This window comes from Rhodanobacter soli (assembly GCF_040548735.1).
Lineage (GTDB): Bacteria > Pseudomonadota > Gammaproteobacteria > Xanthomonadales > Rhodanobacteraceae > Rhodanobacter > Rhodanobacter soli_A.
The window spans coordinates 227,108-250,915 of sequence record NZ_JBEPSD010000002.1; the positions used below are offsets into that span (position 1 = coordinate 227,108).

Genomic DNA, 23,808 nt, shown 5'->3' on the forward strand with positions numbered 1-23,808 from the left:
CGGCGCCGTGGCGCGCCCGCTGCCGGCCGGCAGGGCCTACAGCGGGTGTTGCCGATAGAACAGTTCGAGTTGCCGGTAGACGTCCGGCAGATGCTCGCGCAGGTTGGCGGGCGTCTCGAAAAATTGCTCGCTGGCGACCGCGAAGAACTCGGCGGGATTTTCCAACGCATACGGGTCGACCGGCAGGTCGACGCCGTCGCCTTGCGCCTGCTTGAGGCGGTCCCACGCCGTGGAAAACACCCGTGACCATTCCCGCCGATCCATGCGCCGGTGCAGCGGCGGGAAACCGTTGGCGTCGCCGTTGAGCATGTCGAGCTTGTGCGCCATTTCGTGGACGACCACGTTGTGCCCCGGTTTCCTTCCGCCATTCAGCACATCCGCCCACGACAGGATCACCGGTCCGCGCCCCCATGCCTCACCGGCCATCACGCTGCTGGTCTGGTGAACCACCCCCGCTGCGTCGGTGTGTGGGCGCCGTGGAATGAACGCGTCCGGGTACACGATGACGCTGTGCCAACCGTCGTACCAGTCGATGCCCAGTTTCAGGATGGGTACGCAAGCATGCGCGGCGATCAAGACACGGTCGGCGTCGCCAAGATGCAAGCCCTTGGTCGGTTCCAGCGACTTGCTCTGCAGGAACAGCGTTGCCAGCACGCGTAGCGTGGCCTGGTCGGAAGCGCCCAGCCGGCGCGCTGCAGTACAGCGCTGCAGCGCGTCTCGCCAGAGCGATTCGGCGATCGGGCGCCGCGCGATGGTGCGCCGTACGCGCCAGTTTCTGATTTTGGTGAACATGGCCACACGCTGGAGGGAGTCGCAATCCAACAGCATCTGGGCCGACGCGCCCTTTCTCAAGAAGGAGGGCAGGGGCAGAGCTTGGGGTTTCCCCACGAATCCGCTCCGGCACGTCCATTCCTGGCTGTATAGCTTCGGGCGCGCAGATAGCGAAGGCGGCCACGGCCGCCTTCGCACGGGAAGCAACGACGCGGGTCAGGCGGCGAGCGCCGGAGCCATGCCGGTCAGGGTGTCGTCGCCGCACACATCACGCCACAGGTGGTACATCATCCCGAACATCACCGCGAACATCATCAGAAACAGCGCGATATAAAGCGGAACGATCACCACGAGCACCAGCCATGGGCTGATGAGTTTGGCGAGCAGGGTGACCAGAAGGAGCACGATCACCAAGGCGACAGCCACGACAATCCAGGCCAGGACGGAGCTCACTGCAAACACGAGCAGCGGCAGCAGGTTTTTCAGCGCGCCGATCATGCCGTCGCCGATGGCGCCGAACACGCTGCGACGGCGCAGCGCGACCTGGCCGAGGCTGATCGCGTAGAAAGCTGTCATGAAGAGGCCCAGCACCATGAACAGCGCCATGGTGATCCCGAAACCGTTGGGCAACACCGTTGGCGGTGGCTGATGGCTGGCCTGTGCGGTCAGCACTTGCATGTACCAGCTGGCGATGCCGCCTCCGGTTGCCGCGATGATGATCCCGAACATGGCGACGTAGACCACGATCATTGCCAGCCCGTAGCCGATCAGGCGCAATGCTTCGCCTTGTCGATAGGGCTTGAAGATGTCGAGCGCGCGGGCCGGCAGCCCACGCTCGGCCGCGTCGATCATCTGCAGATAGCCCGCGTAGAGCGGCACGGTCAGCAGACCGAGCAACATGGAGATCGCCATGATCCAACCGAAGGTTGCCACGCTCGGCTGTGTGCCCGCTTTGATCGCGTGGAACTGCAAAGGCAGTGTGATCAGCGACGGCAACAGGCACGCCAGCATCAGGAAGGCTGCCCCTCCGAGCAATGGTTTTGGATGGCGGTAGCTCGCGCTGAAACCTTGCGTCAGCCAGCCAAAGCCAGCCAACGGTCCCCTGGATCGTGTCGTCATGTGTCGATTCCCCGATGATCGGCGCCCCCGCGCCGTGCAGGCCGAGCATAGCGGGTAGCAGCCAATGCCATCCATGCGTATTCGAATTCTGGAGAAACCCAGGAGCTCAGAGAGAGAGCTTCTCGCGTCTCTGATCCCATCCCCTGCGCTTTATGTAACCCAATAATGCGATGTCTCTGTTCCGCTCGCCGGTCCGAACTTGACGTGTGCCTTGCCGTTACGTCACTTTTCCGGAAATCGGATCACCGAGCGACTGCCTCATGCGACGCGAAATCGCCATCGTCGTTTTTCCGGGATTCCAGCTGCTGGACGCCGCTGGCCCGGTAGCCGTGTTCGAAATGGCGGAGCGGTTCCGGCCCGACAGCTATTCGATAAATGTGCTCGCCCCGGCGGGTGGCGTCGTACGCAGTTCCTCGGGCGTAAGCCTGGCGGCGGCGCCGCTGGAGCGGCGCGGTTTCGATACCGTGGTGGTATCGGGCGGCAGCATGACGCTGGTGGAGGAGAGCCAGCGCGATATCGTCCCCTGGCTTTGCGATGACGCGTGGCGCCGCACGGCCGGTGTCTGCTCCGGTGCGTTTTTCCTGGCGGAAGCCGGCCTGCTCGATGGCCGGCGCGCCACCACGCACTGGGATGTGGCCGAGCGCTTCCGGACGCGCTATCCGAACGTGCGGCTCGATGCCGACCGCATGTTCATCAGGGACGGCAAGGTATGGACGTCGGCGGGCATTTCCGCGGGGATCGATCTCGCGCTGGCGCTCGTCGAGGACGACCTCGGTCCCGGCATTGCGCGGCGCACGGCCCAGCAGCTCGTGGTCCACCAGCGACGGCACGGCGGGCAGTCGCAATACTCGGCCCTGGTGGAACAGGGCGGCAGGACCGGACGCTTCGGCGACCTGATCGGCTGGATGCGTGCGCGCCTCACCGAGCCGATGACGGTCGAGCGGCTGGCCGCGCGCGCGGCGATGAGCCCGCGCAACTTTGCCCGCGCCTTCGTGGCGGAGATCGGCGCGACACCGGCGAAGGTGGTCGAGGGCCTACGGCTGGAGGCCGCCCGCGTCGCGGTCGAGACGAGCCATCTCAGCCTGGACCATATCGCTGCATCGACGGGTTTTGGCGACGCCAGCCGCATGCGCCGCGCGTTCGTCCGTGCCTTCGGCATGCCGCCCCAGACCCTGCGTCGAAGCGCGGGCGTCTGACTCCACGTGTTGCTGCAGGGTGGGCGATCGCCATGCGTTGCGTGCGTGGCGCCCGAGTCGCGCTGGCAGTTTTCGCCGGGAAATTGTCCTTGTGGGCAATGGTCGAACCTGCGATAAAAAAGTGCGCCTCGGCTGCGTGAGCAACGCGCGTCCGACCCCGCTTGAGCGCTTGCGGGCTTGCGCCAACCAGGTGGCCCTTGGCGGCATGCGAACGTGCAGATTCGATGCGTGTCCTGCAGCGGGGCTGAAAATTCACCACACCACGGCTCGAGGTTTCACATGCGTCTGATTCTGCTCGTTTCGGCAATGCTCCTGTGTCTGGGTGTGGTGCGGGCGTCCCCATCCTCTCCCGCGGCGTCCCCGACGCGGCTCGACCACATCCTTCTCTGGGGGCGCGGCATCGATCAGGTGACCTCGGTCATGGCGGTCAAGCTGGGCTTTCAGGTGCGGCCCGGACATGACCCGGGCGGGGTCGCCAACCGCTACGTCCGGTTCGCCGACAGCAGCTTCATCGAACTACTGGGCATCACCCGGCCCGATCCGGCTTTCGATCCGGGCATGAAGGAGGACCAGCAGGCGCTCAAGGGCGGGCCCGGATCGCGCAGCTTCGGTTTTCGGTCCTCCGAGCTCGATGCGATCTACCGCCGGCTCAAGAGACTCAACTATGCAGTCACGCCCTTTTTCACAGGGCCGGACAGCGCGAAGCCGGGCTGGCGATTGTTCGCGTTCAATCACGCGCCGCTGTCGAGCAACACCTTCTTCATCGACTATGCCGCCGACTACGCCCCCGACCAGTTTGATCCTTCGAATGCCGGCGATTACCGGGCAACGCGCGAACACCCCAACGGTGCGCGCGAATTGTCGGCGATGTGGCTGGTGTCGGCCGATGCGGATGCCGACCGCAGGCAGCTCGAAACGATGGGCTTTGGCCACGCAGTGCCGGTCAAGTTGCCCCAGCTCGGCGCCACGGGCTTTTGCGTGCCGGTCGGACCGACGGCGCTGCTGGCGCTTCAGCCTGACGGCGCGGGTGTCGCCGCCGAGGTGATGGCCGGTGGTGGCTCGCGCGTCCTGGGCGTGAGCGTCGGCGTCGCCGATCTGGCGCGTGCGCAACGCTGGGTCGAACGCGGCTACGAGCGCAGGCTGACAACCTACCGCGGTCTGTCCGGCGAATCCTTCCTTGCGCCGACGCGGGACGACCTCGGTCTGTCGATCGAATTCCACGCGATCCAGCCCGGCATGGCGCCGTGTGCCGATGCGGGCATCTAGCTTGGCCACATCGGCAAGAAGGTGCGCTGTTCGCTGGAACTCGAGGCGCCTTCCCGCGCCGTACACGTGTCGGGCGGCAACGTGAACACAAGGATCCCGTGATCACGTGCCACCAGACGTCCCGTCGGGGTCGTCGTCGATCGATGTGGGGCAGCGACATGACAACGACGCCTGAAACCAGTTGGCCCGCGCTGCCTTACGGCGCATGGAAGGACACCTACGCAACCCTGCATATGTGGCTGCAGGTGATCGGCAAGGTCGCGCTGGCGCAGGCGCCGCCACTCAATCATTGCTGGTCGGTGGCCTTGCGCGTCACGCCGCGGGGACTGGCGACGCGCTCGCTGCCGTACGGCGCCCGTTCGTTTACCCTCGAGCTCGACTTCATCGACCACCAACTGGCCGTCCGCGCCTCGGACGGCCAGACGCGGACGCTGGCGCTGGTGCCGCGCAGCGTGGCCGATTTCTACCGCGAATTGATGGCCACCCTGGACGCGATGCGATTGCCCGTGAAGATACTGCCCGGAGCCGTCGAGGTTGCCGAGCCGATCCGGCTCGACCGGGACACGCAGCACCACGCCTACGACCCCGCGTATGCCAACCGCCTGTGGCGGGTCCTCGTGCAGGTCGATCGCGTGTTCACCGCTTCGCAATGCGCGTTCGTCGGCAAGAGCAGTCCCGTGAACTTCTTCTGGGGCAGTTTCGACCTGGCGGTAACGCGCTTCTCCGGTCGTCGCGCGCCGCCACGCGAGGGGCCGGCATTCGAGCGCGACGCGTACTCGCACGAAGTCATCAGCCACGGCTTCTGGCCCGGCAGCGGAGCCTTGCTTGAACCTGCTTTCTACGCGTACGCCGCGCCGGAACCACCGGGATTGAAGGAGGCGCGCGTGCAGCCGCAGCCCGCCTATTATCATCGCGAGCTCAACGAGTTCATCCTGCCCTACGACGCGGTCCGGCAAGCCGAGGCGCCGGACGAAATGATCCACGCCTTCATCGACAGCACCTACGCACGCGCCGCCGACCTGGCCAAGTGGGATCGAAACGCGCTCGATCGCCGCGCCATGGCGTAGAGCACACGGACCGTTCTGAAAACAGAAGGGCTCAGAGTGGCCATCCACCTGAGCGCCTCATGCAAGGTTTGCGCGCGGCCACGTTCACCAGGGCCTCCTCACACTGCCATCGGTGATGTCCGCCTGATATGCCTGCGCCGGAGCAGATCAAGGTTCGGGTCAGCCGTTGTTGGTCGCCCCCGCTATCACTGGCAACAGCACGGCGCTGCGCCCAGCGGCCCCGTGCTCGATCGTCACCGTCGCCTTGCGGTAGTCGGCCGGCTTGGCGAAGAGGATGTTGGGCACGTAGCTCTGCGGGTTGCGGTCGTAGAGCGGGAACAGGCTGGACTGGATCTGCACCATGATCCGGTGGCCAGGCTTGAACTCGTAGTTCACGGTCGGCAGGCGGAACTTGTATTCCTGCACCTGGTTCGCCGGGATCGGTGACGGGTCGGAGAAGCTCTTGCGATAGCGCCCGCGGAAGATGTCGAGCGAGACCGGCAGCTGGTAGCCGCCCATCGTGGGGTCGCTCGGATCGGTGCCGGGATAGACGTCGATCAGCTTGACCACGAAGTCGCCGTCGGTGCCGGTGGTGCTGGCGAAGAGGTCGGCGATCGGCGCGCCCTGGACCGTCACGGCCTTGGTCAGCACCGGCGTGGCATAGGTGAGCACGTCGGGCCGGTCCGCCACGAAGCGCTGGTCGTGGACCAGCCAGGTGCGCCAGCGGTCGTTCTTCTGCGGAATCGGGCGCGGCAGGTAGGGCACCGGCTTGGCCGGATCGGAGACGTAGCTGTCGCTGCCGTCGGCCGGCTGCTGGAGGCCGAGGCCCATGTCCGCCTGCAGGTAGAGCGGGGTGAGCGACTGCTCGCTGGCCGGCTTCCAGTTCGCGAAGCTGTCCCAGTGCTGCCCGACCGCGTTGTAGATCATCGCCTCGGGCAGCGGCTTGGGCAGCGGGGTGCCGCGCAGGTAGTGGTTGAACCAGGGGATCATCACCTGCTGGCGGAACTGTGCGGTGGTGTTGCCCGGCCACTTGAGCGGTCCCATGTTCCAGCCGTCGCGGTTGATCTGGCTGTGCCACCAGGGGCCCATCACGAGATGGTTGTTGGCGCCGTGCCCGGCTTTCTTGAGCGCTTCCCAGGCATGCACGGCGCCGTAGATGTCTTCCTGGTCCCACAGGCCCTGCAGCCACATCGTGGGCACGCTGGAGGGATGCGCGACGAGCAGCTTGTCGAGCGCCTGCAGTTGCCAGAAGGCGTCGTAGGCCGGGTGCGCGGCGAAGCGGTTCCACCAGGGCAGCTGCTTGAAGCCGTTGGCCTCGGCATAGGCGCCGGCCGAGCCCGCGTCGAGGAAATTGGTGTAGTCGTCGTAGCTCTCGCGCGGGATGTTCTCGCCCTCGCCCTTCTTGCTCGTCTGGCCGCTGAAGTAGTCGAGGTTCACCTGGCGCAGGGCGCCGTAGTGGTACCAGTCGTCACCCATCCAGCCGTCGATCATCGGGCTTTCCGGCGCCGCGACCTTCAGCGCGGGGTGCGGGTGGAGCAGGGCCATGGCGACCGTCCAGCCGTCGTAGGACGAACCGATCATGCCGACCTTGCCGTTCGATTCCTTGGTGTTTTTCACCAGCCAGTCGATCGTGTCCCACGCATCGGTGGTGTCGTCGGTGGTGGTCGGGTTGAGCGGCCCCATCGGCGGGCGCGTCATGATGTAGTTGCCTTCCGAGCCGTATTTGCCGCGCACGTCCTGCCAGACCAGGATGTAGCTGCCGTCAGCCCAGTCCTTGTCGCCCGACCACACCGCGTCGGCCATGTGCGGACTGTTGTCGGGCATCATGCCGCTGGCCTTGTAAGGCGTGCGTTCGAGCAGCATCGGCAGGTCGTGCGCGCCCTTCGGGATCAGGACCACGGTGTGCAGCTTCACGCCGTCGCGCATCGGGATCATCACGTCGCGCTTGATGTAGTCGAAGTTGCCTTGCGGCTGTTTCCAGTCAGTGGGGATGTCGGATCCGGTCTGGATCATGTCGGGCGTGACCTTCGCCGATTCCTGGCCCGTCGGGGGCATCGCGAACGCGGCGGCTGACAAGAGGCAGGCAAGCGAAACGAGTGCCGCGCCCAGAGTGGTTTTCTTCATGTCCGGAAGGTCCTCGTGGTGGTGGTCGCGTCCGCAATCTACCGCGGTTGCACGCCGCGACTATGAGAGCGGCCACAAGGATTTTGCAATCCGGATGCGGGGAAGGGTATCCAAAAAGGGAGGAGCTTTAGTGCAGTTTCCTGACAGAGAGGCCGGACCCGGGTCTATGACGCCGCTTCGCCAATGACGAGCCGGGAAGCGCCACGCCGGTGGCGAACCATCAGGCAGAACGCGGCGCAGTGCGTGATCATCAGCAAGGGCACGTAGAGGACCGGGATCGCATAGGCGGCGCCCAGTTCGCCCGACAGCGCGGGAAGGTTGAGCGTGACGCCGTGGTAGTAGTCGACGATGAGGTCGAGCATTCCCACCACGTTGAACGCGACGGTGAACAGCCAGAACAGCGGCCGCGTGCGGATGGTCAGCAGCGCCAGTATGGCCAGCACGCCGGTGGCCAGGTCGCCGTAGGCGGCGAACGTGGCGAAGCCGGCGGGCAGGTGCGGACCGACGACGCCCGGCACGAGGAACACCAACCCGAAAAAACGGAAGCTGTGCAGGGTGGCGATGGCGCGATGTGCCGCGACGGCATCCATGGATCCGAGCCGCGGCCACACGTACGCACGGAAGCAGAGCAGCCAGGGCACGTAACCCAGGCCCAGGTGCAGGGTGAAAATGATCGCTGGTGACATGGGGGATCTCCTGTCAGGCGTGCGTTGCCACGCCATCGAATGCGCCGGCCACGCAATGTTGTTCTGCGATACCGATGGAATCCGGATACCCGCGCTGGCGGATGTCCGGGTGGGAGATGCAATGTAAGACCGTTTCCGACGAGGGACTACTTGCGATAATGTCGACGAGGTATGAAGCAGAACTTCACAGTCAGGCAGGGCGCGCTCGACGGCGTGGAAGTGTTCCTCGGCGTGGCCGAACATCGCAGCTTCCGCAAGGCGGCCGCGGCGCTCGGAGTGACGCCGTCGGCGGTCAGCCAGACGGTGCGTGCGCTCGAGGCGCGCATCGGCACGGCGCTGTTCATGCGCACCACGCGCAGCGTCGGCTTGACCGAAGCCGGCGAACGTTTCCTCGCGCGCGCCAAGCCCGCTTTCGAGGAGCTGGTCGCGGCGAGCGAGGTGGCGCGTAATCTCGGACAGCGACCGAGCGGCCTGCTGCGTCTGTCGGTGCCGCGTGCGGTGGTGTCGGTCCTGCTGGAGCCGCTGGTCGCCTCCTTCTGCGAGGCGTGTCCCGAGGTCGAGGTGGAGATCGCCGCGAGCGAGGAGCTGATCGACGTCGCGGCCGAGGGGTTCGATGCCGGCATCCGGCTGGGCCAGCTCATCGCCGCCGACATGGTGGCGGTGCCACTGACGCCGCCGTTTCGCTTCATCGTCGTCGGCAGCCCCATCTACTTCGCCCGCCGCGATCCGCCCGAACGCCCGGACGACTTGCGTGGCCACGCCTGCCTGCGGCTGCGACGCTCCTCCGGGGCGCTCGCGCTGTGGTCGCTCGTCGACCACGGCCGCCCGGTCGAGATCGCCGTGTCGGGGCCCTTGATCGCCAATGATTTCGTCACCACGCTCGGCGCCGCCATGCGAGGCGTCGGTCTCGCCCAGGTGCCCGAGCCGATCGCCGCGAAGGCGCTGGCGACGGGAGACCTCGTGCAGGTGCTGGAGCCGTACGCGCCGACGGCGCCTGGCATGTTTCTCTACTATCCCAGTCGCCGGCAGATGCTGCCCAAGCTGCGCGCCTTCGTCGATCACGTGAAACGCCGCGCGGCCGCCGCCGACACGCCCCGGGGCCACGCGGACTGACGGGAAGCCGGTTCGCTTGATCCGCAAGGTAGTCGCCGCGCGCGCCACCAGCGCTTTCTTCGCGCAGCGCGTTTAAACGTTATCATCCCTGGTCAACCAGTGATGCCGGCCCAGGCCTTCATGAAACGACCCGCCACGTTTTCGTTGTATCCCGCCGTGCTGTTGCTTGCCGTTGCTGTCGCATCGGCCGGCGCTGCCGCGGCTTCGACAGCCGGTGCTTCGCCAGGCCAGGAACTGCGATCGCCGAGCGCGACCGTCCCGCCCAACGCGCAGCTGGCTTCGCCGCAAATTGCGCGGCGCGTCGAGGCGCTGCTCAAGCAGATGACCCTGGGCGAGAAGATCGGCCAGCTGGTGCAGTACAACGACCAGGGTTTCAGCGCGACCACCGCCGACGGCAACAAGGCGCTGGCCGCCAATCCGGAGACAAAGACCCGGGTGGACGCCATGCAGCTGGCGCGCGAAGGGCGGCTGGGCTCGATGCTGAACGTCATCGGCGCCGAAAAGACGCGCGCCTTCCAGGAAGCGGCGGTGCACAGCCGCCTGCACATCCCGATCCTGTTCGGCGCCGACGTGATCCACGGTTACCGCACGATCTACCCGGTGCCGCTGGGCCTGGCCGCGTCGTGGGATACCAGGTTGGTGGAGGACGTCTCCCACATGTCCGCGACGGAGGCCACCACCGCGGGCGTGAAGTGGTTCTATTCGCCGATGGTGGACATCTCGCGCGACGCGCGCTGGGGCCGCTCCACCGAAGGGGCGGGGGAGGACCCGTACCTGGGTTCGGCGATGGCGCGCGCCTACGTGCGTGGCTACCAGGGCAGCGACCTGTCGAAGCCGGACAGCGTCGCGGCCTCGGTCAAGCACTTCGCCGCCTACGGCGCGGCCGAGGCCGGGCGCGAGTACAACACGACCGACATGTCCGACATCCGCCTGCGCCAGGTCTACCTGCCGCCCTACAAGGCCGCCGTTGAGGCGGGCGCCGCGACCATGATGAGCTCGTTCAACGCGCTCAATGGCGTGCCGGCCACGGCCAACCCGTACCTGATGGACGAGATCCTGCGCAAGGAATGGGGCTTCGACAGCTTCGTGGTGAGCGACTACACCGCGGTGATGGAATTGAACAACCACGGCATCGCGCTCGATGCGGCCGCCGCCACCGAAAAGGCGCTGAAGGCCGGCGTCGAGGTGGACATGATGTCCCACTTCTACGACACGCAGATTCCGAAGCTCCTCGCCGAACACAGGCTGTCGATGGCCACCGTGGACGAGGCGGTGCGCCGCGTGCTGCGCGTGAAGTTCGCGCTGGGGCTGTTCGAGCATCCCTACGCGCAAGGCGTCGAGGTGACGCATGCGGTGCCGGGCCATCGCCCGCTGGTGCGGCGCGCCGCCGAGGAGTCCTTCGTGCTGCTGCGCAACGCGCCGGTCGGCAGCAAGGCGGTGCTGCCGCTGCGCGAGGGCGTGAAGTCGGTGGCGCTCATCGGCCCGCTTGCGGATGCCTCCAACGAAATGCAGGGCGCATGGGGCGGCGGAACCCAGGCGCCCGACGTGGTGACCCTGCGCCAGGCGCTGGAGCGGCGCATGCAGCAGCGCGGCGGCCACCTGCTGTTCGCGCAAGGCACCGACATCGACGGCGATTCGACCGCGGGCTTCGACGCCGCGCTGCAGGCGGCCCGCCAGGCGGACGTGGTGGTGATGGCGCTCGGCGAATCGTCGGCGATGAGCGGCGAAGCCGGCTCGCGCGCCCACCTCGACCTGCCGGGCAACCAGCAGCAACTGCTGGAGCAGGTGGCCGCAACCGGCAAGCCGGTGGTGCTGCTGGTGTTCTCCGGCCGCCCGCTGGTGCTGGACTGGGCGGCCCGGCACGTGCCGGCGATCATGGCGGTGTGGTTCCCGGGTACCGAGGCGGGCAACGCGCTGGCGAACGTGCTGTTCGGCGACGTGGCGCCCAGCGGCAAGCTGCCGATGAGCTTTCCGCGCGCGGTGGGACAGGAGCCGCTCTATTACAACCAGTTCCCGACCGGTCGTCCGCCGGGCGCCGCCGACCTGTCCAGGCCGCCTGCCGGCGACACCCGCTTCGTCTCGCGCTACATCGACGTGCCGAACGATGCGCTGTTCCCGTTCGGCTACGGATTGAGCTACAGCAGCTTTGCCTATTCCGACGTGCACGTCTCGCGCCGCACGTTGCCGGTGGCCGAGGCCAACCGGCCGGACGCCAGGCCGCTGCTGACCGTGACCGCCACGCTGACCAATACCGGCGGACGCGAAGCCACCGAGGTCGCCCAGCTTTACGTGCGCAACCTCGGTGCCAGCGTCGAGCAGCCGGTGCGCAGCCTGAAGGGTTTTCAGCGCGTCACGCTCAAGCCGGGCGAGTCACGGCAGCTGCGCTTCGAGCTGGGCTTCCCGGAACTGTCCTTCTACGACGTGCGCAGTCGCCAGGTCGTGGAGCCCACGCACTACACGGTGTGGGTCGGCGGCAGCTCGCAGGCGACGGAGCAGGCGGAGTTCGACGTCACGCGATAGACGGCTGCCGGTTGCCAAGCCGGCGGTTCCGCCCCGATCAGCCGTCGTGTTTTTCCCGAAACGCGGCCTCTCCGGCTTCCGACACCTTGTCCCATTCCGGGTCGATCGCGGCGCCGGGGACGTAAAGCTCGTGCCAGTTCCACCACTTGTACGGCCGGGTCTGCGGATAGCCTTCCGGCGAGTCCTCCCACGATTCCTGGCGCCCCAGCGCCGTCATGTCGAGGTAGCTCCAGACGGTGCCCATCGCCTCGTCGCCGCGGCCGTTGATGAAGTAGGTGCGGAACACGCGGTCGCCGTCGCGGACGAACGCGTTGTGTCCATGCCACTCGTCCACGCCGAAGTCGGCGTCGAAGCTGTCGGTGATCGTGTACCACGGGATTTTTTCCCAACCCATCCGCGTCTTCAGGCGCGCGATGTCGGCCTGTGGCGCGCGCGAGGCATACACAAGCGTCGTGTCGCGTGCGTTCAAGTGGGCGAGATGGGACACCTGATCCGCTCCCAGGGAACAGCCGATGCAGGCATGCTCCGGCCAGCCATGCACGCCCGGCTCGAAGAAGGCGCGGTAGACGATCAGCTGACGGCGGCCCGCGAACAGGTCGAGCAGGCTTGCCTTGCCATCGGGCCCTTCGAACGCATAGGACTTTTCCACCGCCATCCACGGCATGCGTCGTCGCTCGGCGGCCAGCGCGTCACGGGCGCGGGTCATGGCCTTCTCCCTGACGAGAAGCTGCTCACGCGCGGCCTCCCATGCTTGCGGCGGCACCACCGGTGGCGTGTTCATGGCGCGGCGTCCTTCCTTCCGGCCATCCTCGGTTGATTTGTTCGTGGTCATCGCAGCCTCCGGATGAGAGCGATCTCTCGCGTGTTCGGGCTGGGACGCCGTAGCGTTCACGGCCGATCGCTCGCTGTGGGTGATGGACCCCGTTTTACCGCCGGACGTCGAACGGCGGGAGTGACAAGTGTGGCGGGATTCATGCGTGTGGCCGCTGAAAGCCCCAGGCCAACGGGCCGCTTGCGATTGCCTGGATCCAGCCGCCGGGCGGAAGTTCTGATATGTTGGCCCCGGGAAGCGCGTTTGCATGTCCATTCGCATTTATCCGGCGGGAGGTCAGCCACATGGGGCACGACAAGTCACGCTCGAGCGTTTCGGTCGGCACGGTCGACTGGAATGATCCGAATCTGGATGCGCTGCTGCAGAAAGTCGACGGCTGGAGGCTCGACAACCGCAGCGACCAGCCGCCGCAGGAAGTGCAGATTCATATCAGCTCCGGATGGACGGCCAATTCCGTCGTCAGCAAGCCTGCGCAGCTGATTTCGATGGACGAGCAAACCATGGTGCTGGTGACCCGGTTTCCGGTTCCGCAGGGCGACCACGTGCGCGTTGACAGCCAGCATGCGGACGGCACGCGTACCGTGTGGGGCTGGATCGTCGAAGGACGCGAGGGTCACCGCGTCGAGGATCGCGAGCACGGCCTGTTCCTGAACAAGTTGCGCATCGGCTGACGACATAACCGCCGGTCCCGACGTCGCGACAAGGGGCTACTTCCCGCGCGCCAGCTCCTCTTCCACCGCGCTGAACGCGGAGCGCCCGCCAAGCCGTTGATCCGGCATGCCGGTCGCGAACCAGACGACGCCGGTGCCATGCTCGCGATCCACCCACAGTCCCGCTTGAAGGCCGTAGGCGGAACCGGAATGCCCGATGCGTTCGATGCCGTCGCCGAACGGATCGTCGTGACAGCCCGTGGCCGGCGTGGCCAGGGTTTGCACGGCCATGCCGTAACGGCAGAAGAAACCCTTGCCGCGGTCGTCGGTGTCTTCCTCGTAGGTCAGGCCGTCGCCGTCGTGGTACCGCCAGAGTGGAGTGGCCAGCGCCTGCACGGAGACGGGCGTCAGCAGTTGCACGCCGTCGATGCGGCCGTTGTCCAGCAGCAGCCGCCCGATGCGCGCGAGGCCATTGGCCGAGATGCGCAGGCCGCCCTGCGGCGAGAACAGTGCGCCGTTCTCGCCTGCACGCCATTGCGCGAGGTTGCAGCTGCCGTCCTGGGCGGGAACCACCGGGCAGTCCGGTTTGCGGCCGTGGTTGTCGTCCTTCGCCGGCTTGCCGTCGGCGTCATACAGCACCACCGCACGCGCAGCGGTTGCCTCGCTGCACGTGTCCCAGTTGAAGCATCCGTCGATGTTCAGCGGCTTCAACACCAGGCGCTGCATCAGCCGGTCGAAGCGCTCGCCGGTGGCATGCTCCATCACCTGGGCCACCAACGGGAAGTTGAGGTTGGTGTAGCGAAAATACGTTCCCGGCGCGTGTTGCGTGTCCCAGGCACGCGGATCCTTGAGGATGTCGCGCAACTGTTCGCCCAACGGCGTCTGCCAGTAGCCGGCGGCGTCGGTAAGGCTGGAGCGGTGCGACATCAGCAGGCGCAGCGTGATGGGCGTGTCGGGGAAGGCCGGATTGCGCAGCGGCCAGCCCAGTTGCCCGGAGACGTCGGCATCCAGGTTGAGCTTTCCAGCCTCCACCAGACGCATCACGCCGATGGCGGTGACCAGCTTGGAGATCGAGGCGATGCGCACCGGGTCGTCGGCGGTGACCTTGCGTCCGTCGGCTTTGTCGGCGAAGCCATGGACCTGGGTCGACGTGATGCCGTCGCGGTCGAAGCCGACACGGACGGTGGCGACGGGGCCGCCTGCCCGTGCCGTGCCGGCGAGAAGAAGCAGGCCGAGCAGACAGATGCTTCCGCCTTTGCGCATCCAGCGGGTGCTCATGGGTATCGCCTCCGACATGGGGTCTGCCGGCATTCTAGTGATGGCGGCATGTTCCTGGTTTTCGGTTTTCGCGATGCACCGCATTCCACGGCCGGGAATGCGGACCCGTTACGGAAGGACGGCCGGTGTGCCGCGCGATCACGGCACCGCAGCGGTGACCACGATCTCGATTTTCCAGTTCGGCCTGGCCAGCTTCGCCTGCACCGTGGCACGCGCTGGCGTAGCGCCCTGGGGTACCCATTTGTCCCAGGCTTCGTTCATGCCGGCGAAATCGGCCATGTCGGCCAGGAAGATTTCCGCGCGCAGGATGTTGGTCTTGTCGGTCATGGCCAGCTTCAACAGGTCATCGATGGCATGGAGCACTTGCTCGGTCTGACCGACGATATCGGCGCTGGTGTCCTCGGCTACCTGCCCGGCGAGATACGCCACGCCGTTGTGGATGGTCATTTCGGACATGCGGGGGCCGCTATCGAAACGCTGGATCATGGGGTGGCTTCCTGTGGGGATATCACCGTCATTGTTACCAGAAACGAAGGGGACAGGGGCACTTTCCATGCGGGTTGGATATCCCTGCACCTCGCATGCAGCTCAAGAGGGCGGTGCGCGCATCAATGCCATATGCGCTTGCCGCCCGCGCTGGCAGGGTTCATCTCGACGCTCAAGGTGAAGGTGCGCTGTTCGTTCGGCAGCATGGCGCCGACGCCAACCAGCTTGCGCGCGATCTCCTCGCCGCGTTCGTTGCGGATGGTCAGCACCATCGAGTATTCCCATGCACCGCTGTCGACGGGGTTGCGAAAGCTGCCTTCCACCCGCAGCGGCACGGATGCTGGCGCTTCGATCGCGCTGGCTGGCTCGCTGAAGCGCAACTTGTGGCGGCAGGCGGGGCACACGCCCGCACTTTCCAGGATGGTCTCCCGGCAGTGCGGACAGATGCGCGTCGCTCCGGCCGCGCCCGGATGTGCGGTGGTCACGAAATTGTGCCGTTGTGTCCGCTGGTCTTGTGTGCGCTGTTGCTGTCCTTGGCGTCGTCCCAGCCGAACTCGGCCTGGCCGCGCATGCGCGAACCCGCCGCCACGCTGAGCGACCCTGCCTTCAGGTCGCCGGTCAGCGCGCCACTTTGCTGCAGTTCCACGTGCGCCGCGGATTCGATGTTGCCGGTCAGTTCGCCCGCAATGGTGACCTTCTCGGCGCGCACGCTGCCGGTCACCCTGGCACCGGGCTCGATGGTGAGGTCGCCGCGCACGTTGACGTCGCCCTTGAAGTTGCCGGCGATGCGCACGTGGCCCTCACCTTCGATCTTGCCCTCGATGGTGATATCGGGCGCGATCAGCGATTCGGTCTTGGGCTTGCCCGGCGTGGGCATGGGCGTGGGCGTAGGGCGGAGTGCGGGCTGCACCGGCGTTTGCGCTTCGGGTTTGGTCTCCGGAATGCCGGGGCGTGCCAGGTCCGTGGCTTCGGGCGTTTCAGCGGCGGAGGTCTTGACGGATTCTTTCCACAGGGCCATGGCGGGACTCCGGTTCAGTCGGACGGAAGGTCAACCGTACCCCCCAAACGGTGCCCAAAACGGGGTCAGGTTCACTTACCCGGGCAAAAACGGGGTCACGTTCACGTCCCGTTAGCCATTGGCTACGAGCTTGAGCGTCCATTACGCGTGGGCGATCGTGCATGAGCGTGGCTAAAAAACTCCGAATCGGGCGGGGCGGAGGGAACGTTTCCATTCCCCTGGTCCTGCCTTGTGCGTGACGTGCAGGACCACGGCGGGGCAAAGCATCGGTGACAATTTCCCGGACCCGAGGCAGGCAGCATGACTAAAGGCCCATGAGTGCGAGGAGGCGGGGCGCTAGATTCGAAAGTTCTTGCGTTCAACCGCGCCAGGGGAAAGCCGTGATCAAGCGTTGCATGTGGGTGATGATGTGTCTGGGAATCAGCGGCATGGCCGCGGCGCAGGAGCCGGTGGACCTGGATATGGTCAGCCGCATTCGCCAGGAGGCTTTCCATCGTTCGCAGGTCATGGCCACATTCAGCCATCTGACCGAGAACATTGGTCCGCGTCTGACCAACTCGCCGCAGATGGCGCAGGCCAATGCCTGGACCCGCGAAAAGTTCAACGACTGGGGCCTGACCAACGTCCACGACGAAGCCTTCGACGACTTCGGCCGCGGCTGGGAATTCAGCGATGCCAGCGTGGAAATGCTCAGCCCGCGCACGCTGCCGTTGCATGCGCTGCCCAAGGCGTGGACGCCCGGCACCAACGGCCCGGTCGAGGGCGAGGTGATGGCGGTCGCCATCAAGACCCGCGCCGACCTTGAAAAGTACAAGGGCAAGCTGGCAGGCAAGATCCTGTTGCTGAACGAGGCACGCGAATACAAGCGCGGCGTCGAAGCGGATTCGCACCGCCACGGCGAGGCCGGCCTGGCCGAACTGCAGGCGTTCGCCGTGCCCAAGGATGTCGACAATGACCGCGCCAAGCGGATCAAGCGGTACACCGAGCGCCAGGAGTTGACCCGCGCCACCAACGAGTTCTTCGTCGCCGAAGGCGTGCTGGCCACCCTCAGCATCAGCGGCTGGGACAACGGCATCATCCGCGTCGGCGGCGGTGGCTCGCGCAAGGCCGGTGAATCGGTCGGCGTGCCGGAGCTGGCGATGGCGGCCGAGCACTACAACCAGCTGGCGCGCGCGGTCGAGCGCAAGCAGGCGGTGAAGCTGCGGGTGAACGTGAAGGCACGCTTCACCGACGAGGCCAACCGGCCCGGCTACAACACCGTGGCCGAGATCCCGGGCAGCGGCAGCAAGGCCGGCGAGATCGTCATGCTGGGCGCGCACATGGACTCCTGGCACACCGGTACCGGCGCGGCCGACAACGCCGCCGGCGTGGCGGTGATGATGGAGGCCATGCGCATCCTCAAGGCGGTGGGCGCCAAGCCCAAACGCACCATTCGCGTTGCGCTGTGGAGCGGCGAGGAGCAGGGCCTGATCGGTTCGCAGGCGTACGTGGCCAAGCACTTTGCCGCCTATCCGGAGCCCACCGATCCCGCGCAGAAGGCGCTGCCGGCGTCGCTGCGCGAATCGACCGGCGCGTTGCAGAAGAAGCGCGACTACGACCACTTCGCGGCCTACTTCAACATGGACAACGGCTCGGGCCGCTTCCGCGGCATCTATGCCCAGGAGAACCTGGCGGTGATGCCGATCTTCAAGGCCTGGCTGGAGCCGTTCCACGACGTCGGCGCCACCACCGTGGTCACCCGCAATACCGGCAGCACCGACCACATTTCCTTCGATCGCGTCGGCCTGCCGGGGTTCCAGTTCATCCAGGATCGTCTGGACTACTTCAGCAACGTCCATCACAGCAACCTGGACACCTGGGACCACGCCGAGCCGGAAGACCTGAAGCAGGCGGCGGCCATCGTCGCGTCCTTCGTCTACCACGCCGCCATGCGCGAGGAAAAACTGCCGCGCAAGCCGCTGCTGGAAGGCTGATTCCCGGTGGGACGACACCGGCGGGCGGGTAGTATGTAAGCTCCATATCGGCCCTCTCCTCTGCTCGAGGGAGGGCCAATATCTTTCTCGAGGTAGCTTGCTCACCGTTGGCGCTTCAAGTCTTGCGTGGAGATTTCGAGCATGACGTTTCCGTCGGTCTTTACCGCTGCTTTCGCGTTTCTAGCCAGCATGGCCGGCCCGCTGCATGCCACGGGCCAGGCTGCGGCTTCCGCCTCCATCGCGGCGAGGCCCGTCGCCATCAATCCGCTCTACACCATGCCGCCGGCATCGGTCACTGCCGAGCAGGTCGCGTCCATGCAGCAGCTGTTGTCGGACTGGCCGCAACTGGGCCGCTACCGCGATGACAACGCGCAGCTCCCGGCGCCTGCGCCTGGCGGGACCCGTGTGGTGTTTTTCGGGGACTCCATCACGGATGCGTGGGGGCGTGCCAGGGGCACCCGTTTTTTCCCAGGGAAGCCGTACATCAACCGCGGCATATCGGGGCAGACGACCGCGCAGATGCTGCTGCGTTTCCGGCAGGATGTGATCGGGCTCCATCCCGCAGCGGTGGTCATACTGGCCGGCACCAACGACATCGCGGGCAATACGGGCCTCGCCACGTTGCCGATGATCGAGGACAACTTCCGTTCCATGACGGAACTGGCGCAGGCCCACCACATCCGGGTCATTCTCGCTTCCGTGCTGCCGGTCAGCGACTATCCCTGGCACCCGGGGTTGCAGCCGGCCAGCAAGGTCCGCGCGCTCAACGCATGGCTCAAGTCCTATGCGGCGTCGAATGGCGCCACCTATCTCGACTACTACAGCGCGCTGGCCAACGCGCAGGGTGGCATGGACTCCCGCCTCGCCAGCGACGGCGTGCACCCGACGCCGGCGGGTTACATGATCATGGCGCCGCTGGCCCAGCGGGCCATCGAACGGGCGCTGGCGAAGTAGCGATCGGCCCGGTGCGATGCAGCGCCATGGAAAGCCTTGCGGGCCGTTTGCTCCGGCAGCTGGTAACAGCGTGACGGGGCGGAGTTAGAGTCGACTTCCCGAAGAGAGGGACATGACCATGCGACGTCACCTGCAGGCACTGCTTGCCCTCGGCCTCGGCGGATCGATGATCCTTGGCAGCGCTTTCGCCGCGACGACCGAGGCCGCCGGGGAGGCGCTGGTGGGGCGGTGGGACATCGATATCCATACACCTGCAGGCGATCTTCCTTCCTGGCTCGAAATCCGCCGCTCCGGATCCCGGACGCTCGTCGGCCAGTTCGTGGGCGTGGTCGGCAGCGCGCGGCCGATCTCCCGCGTGGAGGTCGAAGGCGGCGAGCTGCGTTTCTCCCTGCCGCCGCAATGGGAGGACGGCAAGGATGATCTGTCGTTCCGGGGACGGTTGCACGGCGACACGATCACCGGCTCGATGACGTTTCCCGACCACCGGCGTTTCGACTGGAGCGCCCGTCGCGCACCGTCATTGCAGCGGCCGACGGCGCCGGACTGGGCCAGGCCGATCCGCCTCTTCAACGGGACCGACCTGCGCGGCTGGCGCGCGCTGGGACAGTCCCGGTGGGAAGTTGCCGATGGCGTGCTGCGCAACACGGCCGGAGGCGCCAACCTGGTGACCGAGCGCAAGTTCGACGACTTCAAGCTGCACGTCGAGTTGCGCCTGCCCGCGGGCAGCAACAGCGGCGTGTACCTGCGGGGGCGCTACGAAGTGCAGATTGCCGACGCGCTGGGCGAGCCCCCGAGCGACCGTCTCGGCGCCGTGTACGGTTTCCTTGCGCCGAGCGAGGACGTGGCCAGGGGTCCGGATGCATGGCAGTCGCTGGACATCACCCTGATCGGGCGTAGGATCACCGTCATGCTCAACGGCAGGACGGTCATCTGCGACCGCGAGATCCCAGGCATCACCGGCGGCGCGCTCGACAGCGATGAAGGCGCGCCCGGGCCGCTGCTGCTGCAGGGTGACCACGGCCCGGTCGAGTTCCGCAACATCACGCTGACGCCTGCGCAATGAACTCCGCCGCCGATGCCACCACCACCTTCGACGCCATCGTCATCGGCTCCGGCATCTCCGGCGGCTGGGCGGCGAAGGAGCTGTGCGACAAGGGCCTGAAGACGCTGGTGCTGGAACGCGGCCGCAACGTCACCCACGTCAAGGACTATCCCACCGCGAACCTGGCTCCCTGGCAGCTTCCGCACCGCGGCGCGCTGACGCGCAAGCTCGTGCAGGAAAACCCGGTCATGAGCAAGATCGCCGCCGAGGACGTGGTGCACTTCTTCGTCAAGGACGCCGAGCATCCCTACGTGCAGGAGCGGCCGTTCGACTGGATCCGCGGCTACCAGGTGGGCGGCAAGTCGATCATGTGGGGGCGCGCCTGCCAGCGCTGGAGCCGGTACGAGTTCGAGGCGCCGGAGCGCGACGGCTACGGCATCGCCTGGCCGATCGGCTACGACGACATCGCCCCGTGGTACTCGCACGTGGAGAAATTCATCGGTGTGTGCGGGACGCGCGACGGGATCGAGTCGATGCCCGACGGGGAGTTCCTGCCGCCGTTCGACTTCAATTGCGTCGAGCAGCACATGAGCGACAGGATCCGCGCGCACTACGGCAATCGCCACGTGGTGCACGGCCGCTGGGCCCACCTCACCCGGCCGGAGCCGATCCATCTGCAACAGGGACGCAGCCGCTGCCTGGCGCGCAACCTGTGCTGGCGCGGGTGTCCCTTCGGCGCCTACTTCAGTTCGAACTCGTCGACGCTGCCGTGGGCGGAGAAAACCGGGAACCTGACGCTTCGTCCCGACGCCGTCGTGCATTCCATCATTTATGACGAACGCAGGAACAGGGCGACGGGAGTGCGGGTGATCGACGCGAACACCCATGCCGTCAGCGAGTATCGCGCCCGCATCGTCTTCGTCAACGCGTCGGCGCTGAACACGGTGCTGATCCTGTTCAACTCGGTCTCGGCCCGATTCCCGCACGGGCTCGGCAACGACAACGGCCTGCTCGGGAAATACGTGGCCTTCCAGAACTACCGCGCCTCCGGCAGGGGATTCATCGACGGTTTCGACGACAAGTACTACTTCGGCCGCAGGCCCTCGGAGTGCATCCTCGCCAACTTCCGCAACCTCGGGAAGCAGGAGATGGACTTCGTCGGCGGCTACACCACGTTCACCGGTGCGTATCGCGAGCGTGGCGCGGTCACGGCCGAGCAGGTCGGCGGCGCGTACAAGGATGCGCAGGCCCGGCCCGGGCCATGGAAGATCTACATGTACCTCCAGGGCGAGACGATTCCCAAGGAGGCGAACCACGTCCGCCTGCATGAAACGCAAAAGGACGAATGGGGCATGCCGCTGCTGGTCACCTCGGTGGGATACGACGACAACGACGAGAAGATGGTCCGCGACTGGCGCACGCAGGCCACCGAGATGCTCGGCGTCGCCGGATGCCGCGACATCGAGACGGTCGACAATCACTGGTCCCCGGGGCGCGACATCCACGAGATGGGCGGTTGCCGCATGGGGCGCGACCCGGAGACCTCGCTGCTCAACCGCTGGAACCAGCTGCATGCGTGCCCCAACGTCTTCGTCACCGACGGTGCGTGCATGACCTCCACCGGCAACCAGAGCCCGTCGCTTCTCTACATGGCCCTCACGGCCCGCGCGGTGAATCATGCCGTCGAGGAACTGGGGAGGCGGAACCTGTGAGCGATCGCGAGCCGATGATGTCGATGGCGATGACGCGGCGCGAGGCGATGAAGGCGCTGACCGTCCTGGTGGGCGGTGCGCTGATCGCGCCCGGCGTGCTGGCCGGCGGCTGGCGCGGCGGACGCGGGCCCGAAGACGAGCGCGATGACCAGGCGTTGCTCGAAGACATCGCCGATTCGCTCCTTCCGACGACCGCGGCCTCGCCGGGAGCGAAGGCCGCCGGTGTGGGTGCGACGATGGCCCTGCTGCTCGCCGACTGCATGGCCACGGACGTGCAGCAGCGGGTCTCGGATGGACTGCGGGCGTTCCGGGCGATCTGCCGGGAACGCGGCGGCGCCTTCGCCTCGCTGCCTCGGCCCGAACGCGAGCGGCTGCTTCGCGAGGTGGATGCCGTGGCGCGACAGGCCGGCGAATCGCACTGGTTCGTGGTCGTACGCGAGCTCGCGCTGCGGGTCTACTTCACGTCAGAGATCGGCATGACGCGGGCGATGCGCTACGTGGCCATTCCCGGGCGCTGGGAGGGATGCCTCCCACTTGCGCCCGGGCAGCCGGCGTGGGGTGGATAGCCAATGACCCCCTGGAAAATAAGGGGCCAACCTCACCCTTTCGGGTCCTTTTGCCGGTACGCTGCTGCTCGCCAACCTCGTGGGGGAGGTCCTATGAAAGCGCTCTATGCCATCCTGCTGGTCGCTGGCGTGATTCAGACCGCGCCGGCTCTTGCACGGTCGTCCACCGCTTCTCCCTTGCTCGGCAGCTGGGCTGTCGATGTCTCGCGTTTGCCGATTCCGCCGACGGCGCGACCGAAGAGCGTCACGATAACGTTCAGCGATGCGGGTGGGGGGAAGTGGACGACGCGTGTCGACATCGTCGACGCCAGTGGAGCGGTGAGCCACGCCGTAAGCAACGCCGCCCTCGATGGCACAGCCGCGTCCGTTAAGGACAGCATCGAGGCCGACACCGTCGCCTTGAAGCTGCCCGCGCCCAATGTCCTGGTCATGGACCTTGTGAAGAAAGGCATTCCGGCATCGACGCGCGTCTATACCGTCGCTGCGGACGGCAAGACGCTGACCGAGACCGCTGCCTATGCCGGGGGCAACGGCCTGCCGATGATGCGGACGAACTATTTCACGCGCGTCCGGTAGCCGACAAAGAATCAAAGAAAACCGGGTTCAGCACACGTCCGCGCGGCCGGTGACGTAGCGCAGGCCGCGCAGCAGGTGCGCACGGTAGATCGGGTCGGCATACAGCGCCGCGTCATGCCCCAGGCCGGTGTACCAGGCGCGGCCGCCCAGGCGGGTGTGACACCAGGCGATCGGGTGGTCGGTACCCATCTTGCCGCCCTGGTACCGGCTTTCGTCCACGGTAGCGATCACCTCGACGGTGCCGCGCGGGTCGCGGCGGTAGTTGTACAGCTCGTCGGTGACCTGCCAGTCCTGCGCCAGCGCGACGGCGTCGCCTTCGAAGCGCACCCGGGTGGTCTGCAGCCCCTGCGGATGGCTGTCGAACCAGGCGCCGACCAGACGGCCGTACCAGGGCCAGTCGTATTCGGTATCGGCGGCAGCGTGCACGCCCATGTAACCACCACCCTTGCCGACGTAGCGCTCGAACGCCGCCTGCTGGGCGTCGTCCAGCACATCGCCGGTGGTGCTGAGAAACACCACCGCATCGAAGCGGGCCAAGCTGGCGTCGTCGAACAGGGCAGGGTCCTCGCTGCGGGTCAGCGCGATCCCCTCCGCCTGCGCAAGCTCGCGCAGCGTCTGCACGCCGACCGGGATCGATGCGTGGCGATAACCCGTCGTGCGGGTGAACACCAGGATCCGCGGTGCGTGCCGCGAACTCACGGTTGCCCTTGCGCGGTCCGGCCGGCTCGCGGCGGGCGGCGTGCAGCCCGGCAGCAGCGCCGCGGCCAGCACCAGGATGGCGGTCAGGACCTGGCTCTTGTGCATGTTCCGAGTGTAGCAATCCAGCGGATGCCCGCCCAGGCGATCCCGACGGACAGAACACGGAACAAAAGTGCACCGC

Annotated in this window: 22 protein-coding genes; 12 read left to right on the plus strand and 10 right to left on the minus strand. The window is 66.6% G+C overall.

Annotated features, from left to right (window positions below; all coding sequences use genetic code 11):
* Positions 1-36: 36 nt before the first annotated feature.
* Positions 37-888, minus strand: a complete 852-nt coding sequence (locus ABIE04_RS11905; RefSeq protein WP_354550309.1) for a zinc-dependent peptidase — start codon at positions 886-888, stop codon at positions 37-39.
* Positions 889-987: 99 nt separating this feature from the next.
* A complete protein-coding gene (locus tag ABIE04_RS11910) occupies positions 988-1,890 on the minus strand; it encodes a hypothetical protein (protein WP_354550311.1) in 903 nt (300 codons plus the stop codon).
* A gap of 260 nt (positions 1,891-2,150) precedes the next feature.
* On the opposite strand from ABIE04_RS11910, the gene ABIE04_RS11915 reads away from it, so the two are divergent.
* The 3 genes from ABIE04_RS11915 to ABIE04_RS11925 all read left to right on the plus strand — a co-directional run bounded on the left by ABIE04_RS11915 (position 2,151) and on the right by ABIE04_RS11925 (position 5,419).
* The gene (locus ABIE04_RS11915) at positions 2,151-3,086 is read left to right on the plus strand and encodes a GlxA family transcriptional regulator (RefSeq protein WP_354550313.1); all 936 of its coding nucleotides are present in this window, start codon (positions 2,151-2,153) and stop codon (positions 3,084-3,086) included.
* Positions 3,087-3,365: 279 nt separating this feature from the next.
* The gene (locus ABIE04_RS11920) at positions 3,366-4,352 is read left to right on the plus strand and encodes a VOC family protein (RefSeq protein WP_354550315.1); all 987 of its coding nucleotides are present in this window, start codon (positions 3,366-3,368) and stop codon (positions 4,350-4,352) included.
* 158 nt (positions 4,353-4,510) lie between these two features.
* Positions 4,511-5,419 carry a DUF5996 family protein gene (locus tag ABIE04_RS11925; RefSeq protein WP_354550317.1) on the plus strand — a complete coding sequence of 303 codons (909 nt, stop codon included), beginning with the start codon at positions 4,511-4,513 and terminating at the stop codon, positions 5,417-5,419.
* 159 nt (positions 5,420-5,578) lie between these two features.
* On the opposite strand, the gene ABIE04_RS11930 is transcribed toward ABIE04_RS11925, so the two are convergent.
* Positions 5,579-7,522 carry a CocE/NonD family hydrolase gene (locus ABIE04_RS11930; RefSeq protein WP_354550319.1) on the minus strand — a complete coding sequence of 648 codons (1,944 nt, stop codon included), beginning with the start codon at positions 7,520-7,522 and terminating at the stop codon, positions 5,579-5,581.
* Between the two features lie 164 nt (positions 7,523-7,686).
* A complete protein-coding gene (locus ABIE04_RS11935; RefSeq protein WP_354550321.1) occupies positions 7,687-8,208 on the minus strand; it encodes a hypothetical protein in 522 nt (173 codons plus the stop codon).
* Positions 8,209-8,379: 171 nt separating this feature from the next.
* Here ABIE04_RS11935 and ABIE04_RS11940 point away from each other — a divergent pair, with 171 nt between their 5' ends.
* Positions 8,380-9,321 carry a LysR family transcriptional regulator gene (locus tag ABIE04_RS11940; protein WP_354550323.1) on the plus strand — a complete coding sequence of 314 codons (942 nt, stop codon included), beginning with the start codon at positions 8,380-8,382 and terminating at the stop codon, positions 9,319-9,321.
* Positions 9,322-9,441: 120 nt separating this feature from the next.
* Positions 9,442-11,841, plus strand: coding sequence for a beta-glucosidase BglX (bglX, locus tag ABIE04_RS11945; RefSeq protein WP_354550325.1), 2,400 nt, complete (start codon positions 9,442-9,444; stop codon positions 11,839-11,841).
* Between the two features lie 37 nt (positions 11,842-11,878).
* Here the strand turns inward: bglX and ABIE04_RS11950 are convergent, their stop codons facing one another.
* Complete coding sequence (locus tag ABIE04_RS11950; protein WP_354550327.1) at positions 11,879-12,733, minus strand: DUF899 domain-containing protein; 855 nt, start codon at positions 12,731-12,733, stop codon at positions 11,879-11,881.
* A gap of 224 nt (positions 12,734-12,957) precedes the next feature.
* Between ABIE04_RS11950 and ABIE04_RS11955 the strand changes: the two genes are divergently transcribed.
* A complete protein-coding gene (locus ABIE04_RS11955; RefSeq protein WP_354550329.1) occupies positions 12,958-13,344 on the plus strand; it encodes a hypothetical protein in 387 nt (128 codons plus the stop codon).
* 36 nt (positions 13,345-13,380) lie between these two features.
* On the opposite strand, the gene ABIE04_RS11960 is transcribed toward ABIE04_RS11955, so the two are convergent.
* From ABIE04_RS11960 to ABIE04_RS11975, 4 genes are all read right to left on the minus strand, one after another.
* Complete coding sequence (locus ABIE04_RS11960; RefSeq protein ID WP_354550331.1) at positions 13,381-14,601, minus strand: serine hydrolase domain-containing protein; 1,221 nt, start codon at positions 14,599-14,601, stop codon at positions 13,381-13,383.
* Between the two features lie 138 nt (positions 14,602-14,739).
* Positions 14,740-15,087, minus strand: a complete 348-nt coding sequence (locus tag ABIE04_RS11965) for a RidA family protein (RefSeq protein ID WP_354551444.1) — start codon at positions 15,085-15,087, stop codon at positions 14,740-14,742.
* 122 nt (positions 15,088-15,209) lie between these two features.
* On the minus strand, positions 15,210-15,572 hold the full coding sequence (locus ABIE04_RS11970; RefSeq protein ID WP_354550333.1) for a hypothetical protein: 363 nt from the start codon (positions 15,570-15,572) through the stop codon (positions 15,210-15,212).
* Positions 15,569-16,105: a bactofilin family protein gene (locus ABIE04_RS11975; RefSeq protein ID WP_354550335.1), complete on the minus strand. Its 537-nt coding sequence runs from the start codon at positions 16,103-16,105 to the stop codon at positions 15,569-15,571. Before ABIE04_RS11975 ends, ABIE04_RS11970 begins: the two co-directional genes overlap by 4 nt.
* Before the next feature lie 395 nt (positions 16,106-16,500).
* Between ABIE04_RS11975 and ABIE04_RS11980 the strand changes: the two genes are divergently transcribed.
* The 6 genes from ABIE04_RS11980 (at position 16,501) to ABIE04_RS12005 (ending at position 22,928) form a co-directional block, all read left to right on the plus strand.
* A complete protein-coding gene (locus tag ABIE04_RS11980) occupies positions 16,501-18,078 on the plus strand; it encodes a M20/M25/M40 family metallo-hydrolase (RefSeq protein ID WP_354551446.1) in 1,578 nt (525 codons plus the stop codon).
* A 141-nt stretch (positions 18,079-18,219) separates the two neighbouring features.
* Positions 18,220-19,032 (plus strand): SGNH/GDSL hydrolase family protein, encoded by an 813-nt coding sequence (locus ABIE04_RS11985; protein WP_354550337.1) that lies wholly within the window; start codon positions 18,220-18,222, stop codon positions 19,030-19,032.
* A 112-nt stretch (positions 19,033-19,144) separates the two neighbouring features.
* Positions 19,145-20,095, plus strand: a complete 951-nt coding sequence (locus ABIE04_RS11990; protein ID WP_354550341.1) for a 3-keto-disaccharide hydrolase — start codon at positions 19,145-19,147, stop codon at positions 20,093-20,095.
* The gene (locus tag ABIE04_RS11995) at positions 20,092-21,786 is read left to right on the plus strand and encodes a GMC family oxidoreductase (RefSeq protein WP_354550345.1); all 1,695 of its coding nucleotides are present in this window, start codon (positions 20,092-20,094) and stop codon (positions 21,784-21,786) included. Before ABIE04_RS11990 ends, ABIE04_RS11995 begins: the two co-directional genes overlap by 4 nt.
* Positions 21,783-22,352 carry a gluconate 2-dehydrogenase subunit 3 family protein gene (locus ABIE04_RS12000; protein ID WP_354550349.1) on the plus strand — a complete coding sequence of 190 codons (570 nt, stop codon included), beginning with the start codon at positions 21,783-21,785 and terminating at the stop codon, positions 22,350-22,352. Before ABIE04_RS11995 ends, ABIE04_RS12000 begins: the two co-directional genes overlap by 4 nt.
* 93 nt (positions 22,353-22,445) lie before the next feature.
* On the plus strand, positions 22,446-22,928 hold the full coding sequence (locus ABIE04_RS12005; RefSeq protein WP_354550353.1) for a hypothetical protein: 483 nt from the start codon (positions 22,446-22,448) through the stop codon (positions 22,926-22,928).
* A gap of 27 nt (positions 22,929-22,955) precedes the next feature.
* On the opposite strand, the gene ABIE04_RS12010 is transcribed toward ABIE04_RS12005, so the two are convergent.
* Positions 22,956-23,732, minus strand: a complete 777-nt coding sequence (locus ABIE04_RS12010) for a ThuA domain-containing protein (protein ID WP_354550358.1) — start codon at positions 23,730-23,732, stop codon at positions 22,956-22,958.
* Between the last annotated feature and the right edge of the window lie 76 nt (positions 23,733-23,808).